The 6,546-nt window shown below is 40.9% G+C and carries 5 protein-coding genes and 2 tRNA genes; all 7 read right to left on the bottom strand.

All coding sequences use genetic code 11. The features are described from left to right. Positions 1 to 103: 103 nt before the first annotated feature. The 7 genes from MK480_RS09925 to MK480_RS09955 all read right to left on the bottom strand — a co-directional run bounded on the left by MK480_RS09925 (position 104) and on the right by MK480_RS09955 (position 6,546). On the bottom strand, positions 104 to 1,309 hold the full coding sequence (locus tag MK480_RS09925) for a LysM peptidoglycan-binding domain-containing protein (protein ID WP_268707608.1): 1,206 nt from the start codon (positions 1,307 to 1,309) through the stop codon (positions 104 to 106). 162 nt (positions 1,310 to 1,471) lie between these two features. Next, positions 1,472 to 2,095, bottom strand: coding sequence for an HAD family hydrolase (locus MK480_RS09930; protein ID WP_261142437.1), 624 nt, complete (start codon positions 2,093 to 2,095; stop codon positions 1,472 to 1,474). A gap of 3 nt (positions 2,096 to 2,098) precedes the next feature. Beyond that, a complete protein-coding gene (locus MK480_RS09935) occupies positions 2,099 to 3,379 on the bottom strand; it encodes an MATE family efflux transporter (RefSeq protein WP_000473976.1) in 1,281 nt (426 codons plus the stop codon). Positions 3,380 to 3,439: 60 nt separating this feature from the next. Next, on the bottom strand, positions 3,440 to 4,924 hold the full coding sequence (thrC, locus tag MK480_RS09940) for a threonine synthase (RefSeq protein WP_268707609.1): 1,485 nt from the start codon (positions 4,922 to 4,924) through the stop codon (positions 3,440 to 3,442). A 75-nt stretch (positions 4,925 to 4,999) separates the two neighbouring features. Then, the gene (locus MK480_RS09945; protein ID WP_268707610.1) at positions 5,000 to 6,277 is read right to left on the bottom strand and encodes a glutamate-cysteine ligase family protein; all 1,278 of its coding nucleotides are present in this window, start codon (positions 6,275 to 6,277) and stop codon (positions 5,000 to 5,002) included. 106 nt (positions 6,278 to 6,383) lie between these two features. Next, positions 6,384 to 6,467 (bottom strand) — tRNA-Leu (locus MK480_RS09950). 9 nt (positions 6,468 to 6,476) lie between these two features. Next, a tRNA-Gln gene (locus MK480_RS09955) sits at positions 6,477 to 6,546 on the bottom strand.

Below are 6,546 nucleotides of genomic sequence, written 5' to 3' on the forward strand. Positions count from 1 at the left end.
TTGAAGAGACTTTCGAAGAGTATGACAAAGAAAAACGAACGAGACTTACTTCCAATCATGAAAGCTAGATCTCATTCGTCAAAATGATATTACCAAGTCTGGTTTATCCATTCATTGAAACGTGAACGTGATCATAGTGATTTTCTGTCACGCTACCACGGTCTGGCATTGGGTTCCAAGTATTAGCTGGCCCATATTTGCTATCGAATGGAGCATAGAAACGTTGTTTCCAAATAATGTAACTAATTCCACGGCTGGCCATGTTTTGAATAGCGTATTCCGCAATCTTATCCCCTAGTTCTGAACTTTCTGGTACCATAAAGTCGATAGCCAAACCTTTTCCGTGATCTCCACTGTCTCCTGGACGGTAACCACTAAAGGATGTGATGCCAAACAAGTTGGCGATTTCTTCTTTAAAGGCAGCTGTTTGTGGTTGAAGGCCAGCATTTTCAGATTTCGCTACTGCCAGTCCAGCGTAATCGGGCGCAGCTGGAGCCGCGTAAGTTGTTGAAACTGTTTTCGCCTCTTCTGGTTGATAAGTCGAAACTGCTGCTGTAGCTTCACTTGATGATGCTACTTCTTTTGCTTCTTCTGAACTTGTTGCAGTTGTTTCAGGTGCTTTTTCTTCTACTGGTATTGTGGTTGCTTCCACTGCTGATTCAGTTTGAGTGCTTGCTTGTGTTTCATCTTTCTCAGCTGGAGTCGTTGCCTGAGGAGCTGCTTCTGCAACTGCACTACTTGTTTCGGCTGCTTGCTCCTCTGACGTTGAAGTATTTGTAGATGGTGCCACTTCTTCTGCAGTAGCAACTGTCTCTGCAACTTCTGAATTTGTTGCTACTTCTTTTGTACTTGTAGTTTCTACCTCTTTTGGCGCTTCTGCAATCGGTTGAGAAAGGTCTGCAACCTGAACAGTTTGATCATCAACCGTCACTTGATTGGTTGTCAAATCTGCTGTCGCAGTTGTCACTTCTTCACTAGAAGCTGCTTGAGGTGTTTGGATTTCAACTTCCGTTACTTCTTCTGCTTCATTGACAGTCGTTGTCAAAACAGTTTCTGGGAAAATCAAGTCCATATTCGTGATTTTATTCAAATTCGCAAGAACTGTGACATCTACACCCAAGGCTTCTGCAATGGTGCTCAAGGTATCACCATACTGAACGGTATAACTTGTTTTGTTGTCCGTTTTAGTCAAATCGTTTTGGATTTGCTCAACACTACGTGCAGTCCAAAGAACTTCTTCTGCTTGGGTTGCCAATACTGGGGCAAATGATAAGGCTACTGTTGAGGCTAATAATATTCTTTTCTTCATTCTTTCAAATTCCTTTCAAATGAGTACCTGTCTATCATAACACAAAAAATGCAGAAAAAAAGCCCTTTCGGGCCTATTTAATAGAACTGTCTATTCCTTGTAACAAACTCAGTTACTTGAAATAGTTTGTTAGGTCTCTGTCACAAAACTGACACAATCTTTTTATTGCTCAGCCTCAAAAATACGGGAAATATCTGCTAACGCTTGAATCCTGTGATTACCTTCATAAGTCGACTCTAAAAAGTTGAGGCTTTGAATCCCACTATTCTGGGCAAATTCCACATCCAGAGTCCGATCCCCTATATAATAAGTATTGTCAGGATTCAACTGATGCTTGTCTATCAGATAGGTAGCCGCTTCTGAACTAGGTTTACGCGCAAAGCCACTCTGACTTGTTAAAATCTCTGTAAAATAAGATTCCAAATCCAAATCTCTGAGAATGGTAAGAGCATTGTCTCCCTTATGAGTGTAAACAAACTGCTGAATTCCTGATTCCTCTGCCCAAGCTAGCACATCACGCGAACCTGGCATCAAAACTACCTGGGCATTTTTTTCAGCCAGACTCTGGGCACGCACCTGATTTAGTACTTCCACATCCAGTTTTCTCTCTTCCGCAACTTTCTCCAGCAAATCCTGCACAGAAAACTTGAGAATAAACTCTCTCACCTTCTCCTTATCATAAGGAATAGAAAATTGAGCATAGGTCTCCTCAATCCCTGATAAAATCGCTTCATAAGAGTCCAATAAAGTCCCGTCTAAATCCCAAATAAAAGCTGTTTTTTGCATTTCCTATCCTTTCAAGCTCATATAACGCTGGTAACGGTAACGTAGAAATAACCAACGAAAACCATTATCCAAAAGGGTTCCGGCCCAAATACCAGGCAAGCCCCAACCAAGCACAATCCCCATCAGATATCCTGTTCCAATGCGGATACACCACATTCCTATACTTGTCGCATAAAAGGGAAGCCGAGCATTGCCCAAACCCTGCCAGACTGCTGTATAGATGACTGTTCCTATCGTCATAGGAGTACCAAGTAGTGAAAAAAGTGTCACTAGAACACTAGCCTCCACCGCTAGAGAATCAGTCGTATAGAGATGAGTCAGTGGTATACCCAAAGCATAGATACTGAAGGTCAAGGGTAACATGAGGACCAGAGAAAGCCAAAAGGTTTGCTTGCTCAAACTAGCTACTCTTTTCCAATTATCCTCTCCAACTGCTCGAGCTACCAGCATGACCGTTGCTGTAGCAACTCCAAAAGCAGGCATATAGTTAAACTGGGTCAAGACTTCTCCGATTGCATTTCCAGCTACTGCTTCCGTTCCAAAAGAAACGACCAAGGCAATGATAACAACATCACCAGCTCGCATCATAAGCCGCTCTCCAGCTGCTGGCAAAGCTAAGATCAATAGTTCCTTATCTAAACCAAAAGTCGGTTTCTCAAAAGGCAACTTTAATTGCGACCATAAAATCACAAGACCTACCAAACGAGACAGAATTGTCCCCCAAGCAACACCAGCTATCCCCATATCCAGAACAAAAATAGCTAGACTTGAAAAAAGAATATTCAAGGCATTGGATAAAAGACTCACATAGAGGGGCAAACGTGGATTATGCGTTGCACGAATCAAGGCACCCAGACTGGTCATCAAGCCCAAAAGAACAATCGATCCGCCCACCAAGGATAGGTAGAGTCCACCACTCTCAGCTACATCTCTCTCCGTCCCCAAAAGTCCTATCATCTCTTTCCCAGCGAAAATGGACAAAAATCCTAAAAGGAAACTTAATAGTAAGGTAATCTTCAACGCCTCAGTCACATTGTAGGCTAGCTTAGACTGATTCTTCTCCCCTAAACTCTTTGAAATAACACTGGAAATAGCAGCTCCCAGAGCTATGAAAATCGCCTGATAAATCGTGATAATATTGCCAGCTACTGATACACCCGAAATAGCTATCAAGCCCAAGTGGGCTACCAAGTAACTATCCACCATCCCCATGAGCATCTGCAAAAAGTTTTCACCCATAGCTGGCAATGCAATATTAAGAATATCTTTATTTTTCTTAAACAATCCTTCCTCCTGATGAAAAGAAACTCAGTTGGTTTCCCAACCGAGTTTACTCCCTCTGTCTTAAAGTCCTAGATAAGCCTCAACCGCTGCTTGCATGTCAGTAGCTGCCACTGTTGTCTTGTGACGAACAGGAGCTGTTTCAAGCCCATCAACTGCTGGCGGCACTGCCACTCCTGAAATATCATGTAATTGAGCCAAGGCTTCAAAGTCGCCAAGCCCTGATTTTCCAGTTACAGCTTCTACTGCAACCACTGGGAACTTGTATGGACTAGCTGTTGAAGCAATCACTGTCTTAGTCGCATCCCCAGTAGCAGCTTGGTATTTTTTATAAACTGCTGAGGCAACCGCCGTATGTGGATCCTCGATATAAGAATCTGACTCATAAACACGTTTGATTTCTGCTGCCGTTTCTTCCTCAGTCGCATATTCAGCCGCAAAGAGATCAAGAATCTCTGCATCAAAATCTGTCAACTCATATTGTCCTTGCGTGTTCAAGGCATTCATGAGTTCAGCTGTCTTAACCGCATCATTACCCAAAAGATGGAAAATCAAGCGCTCCAAGTTTGAAGATACCAAAATATCCATAGATGGACTAGTTGTTACCTTAAACTCACGCTTCTTGTCGTAAACACGTGTCTTGAAGAAGTCTGTCAAGACATTGTTGTCATTTGAAGCACAGATTAATTTGCCAACTGGCAAACCAATTTGCTTAGCATAAAAGGCAGCCAAGATATTTCCAAAGTTTCCTGTTGGTACTGTGAAGTTGACCTTATCACCAGCCACAATCTCACCAGTCTTAACCAACTGAGCATAGGCATAAACATAATAAACAATCTGTGGTACCAAACGACCAATGTTCATAGAGTTTGCAGATGAAAATTGCAACTTGTTGGCCGCTAATCTTTCACGAAGAGCCACATCGTTAAACATATGCTTCACATTTGTTTGGGCATCATCAAAGTTACCATCAATAGCGATAACATGAGTATTGTCGCCAGTCTGAGTGGTCATTTGCAACTCTTGTACCTTGCTGACACCATCCTTTGGATAAAAGACAATAATCTCAGTACCAGGTACATCTGCAAATCCTGCCATAGCAGCTTTTCCAGTATCACCAGATGTCGCTGTCAAAATGACAATTTTGTTCTCCAAGCCATGTTTCTTAGCAGCTGTTGTCATAAAGTATGGCAAAATAGACAAGGCCATATCCTTAAAAGCAATTGTTGAACCATGGAAAAGTTCCAAGTTATATTGCCCGTCTAATTTCACTAATGGTGCGATAGCTGGAGTATCAAATTTGCTATCGTAAGCATTGTTGATACAGTAGTCCAACTCCTCAGCTGTAAAGTCATCTAAAAATGCTGACAAAACTAACTTAGCAACTTCCTGATAAGATGCATCTTTCAATTTGTCAAAGTCCAAATCTACCTTTGGATAAGTAACCGGTGTAAATAAACCACCGTCCGTTGCCAAACCTTGCAAAATTGCTTGGCTAGCAGTTACTGTATTGTTGGCATCACGCGTTGATTGATAAACTAATGTCATTACTCTCTATCCTTTATCTATAGTCTCATCCATTATATCATGATTTTTCAGAAAATTCTCCTTTTACAAGAGAAATTATAGGCTCAATTCTTCTTTCAAAGGCTGTAAGTAGGTCATTTCTTGCTTATTTCTCATCTCCAGTCCTTCCTCAGCTAGCAGTAGTAAGTCGTTGGATATTTCAATAATCGCAGTTTCTTCCTCATCTGTAAGCTTCTTCTTAGAAAATTGTCGTCTTAAAAACTTATAATCTCTCCCAAATTCTTTAAAGAAAGGTGCTGTTTCTAAATAAGCTTCTAACTTATCTAAATTAACCAACAATCCCAAGTGAAAAGCTGCTGAAGCAAAGGTTCTATCGAGAGGCTGAGTACACACACTACGAAATTCAACTGTTCCTCGAGTCGTTAAGTCCTGGTACTGGTAACTACGATGAGTTTCAAAATCCTTCTCTTGAGGGTAAATAAGAAGCACATCCCCATTAAGATCAAATGCTTGAATTTCAGGTGTAACTAAATAGTCCCTTGTCTGAATCGGATAAAAATAATAGGTTTGCCCATCACGTTCCGCAGTAAAAATTGCAGAATGATCTAGATAATCAAAAAAATCATCCTCATCTTTAAAGAGTCTAGCATTGACCCCGACGTTTTCTGGATAGATACCATGCATCGATTCTTCCCAGAAAATATCTCTTGAAATTTTCGTATTCCAATCCGCACCTAAAAACTCAGAATTGGCAAATAAATAAGCCTTAACTGCTTCAATTTGGGTAAAAGCATTAATCACTCGTAAGTAGTTAGACTTTGAAACATCCAACTGAACCTGACTCCCACAAATGAACGCTCCGTATTCAGGGAATTGATGTAAGTTTGATTTAGTAACATTTCTGCTCAAATTCAAATAGTCCATCAACATCTGATAGCGTGGGTAAGCCACGGGACAATTCTCATTTTTATCCCAGTTGGGATGAATACCACAGCCAACAATAGCATGATTTGATTCAGCTAACTTCTTCTGGATTGCTTCCATATAAATACTAAAACGTTCTTCAACCTCTTGTATCGTTTCAACCTTACCAAATGCAAACTCTATCGTGGTATAGGAAACTTCAAATAAAATAGCATCCTGACTTACTGGGTCCACTAACTGAATAGGAGTCCCAAAATCATCTACCTTTTCGATAGAAAAATCCAAAGCAGAAACTAAATATCGGAATAAGTGTTTGATAACTTCAACATCTGTAGCATACCCTTCCAAGTTTATAACAGGATATTCCAGCTCAATCCCGAGAAACAATTCAGGATTTTCTTTAATATTTTTCAAATACCGATGTTTTAATAAATCGATAGAACGAGACATACTTCCCTACACTTTCATAATCTAAATAAAATTTGAATAACTATTATTATAGCAAAAGTAATATAAAAAGGAACGAAGATTTACCACGTTCCTTAACTCTATACTATACCGGCGGCCGGGGTCGAACCGGCACGTCCTTGCGGACACTGGATTTTGAGTCCAGCGCGTCTGCCAATTCCGCCACGCCGGCAAATAGTAACTGGGGTAGCTGGATTCGAACCAACGCATGAGGGAGTCAAAGTCCCTTGCCTTACCGCTTGGCTATACCC

It is taken from the genome of Streptococcus mitis (genome assembly GCF_026782895.1).
In the GTDB taxonomy this organism is placed as follows: Bacteria; Bacillota; Bacilli; order Lactobacillales; family Streptococcaceae; genus Streptococcus; species Streptococcus mitis_CB.

What these genes read in the sequence shown, in the direction of transcription:
- MK480_RS09925 (WP_268707608.1), bottom strand. Translation starts at nt 1,309, where the DNA reads ATGAAGAAAAGAATATTATTAGCCTCAACAGTAGCCTTATCATTTGCC.
- MK480_RS09930 (WP_261142437.1), bottom strand. Translation starts at nt 2,095, where the DNA reads ATGCAAAAAACAGCTTTTATTTGGGATTTAGACGGGACTTTATTGGAC.
- thrC (WP_268707609.1), bottom strand. Translation starts at nt 4,924, where the DNA reads ATGACATTAGTTTATCAATCAACGCGTGATGCCAACAATACAGTAACT.
- MK480_RS09945 (WP_268707610.1), bottom strand. Translation starts at nt 6,277, where the DNA reads ATGTCTCGTTCTATCGATTTATTAAAACATCGGTATTTGAAAAATATT.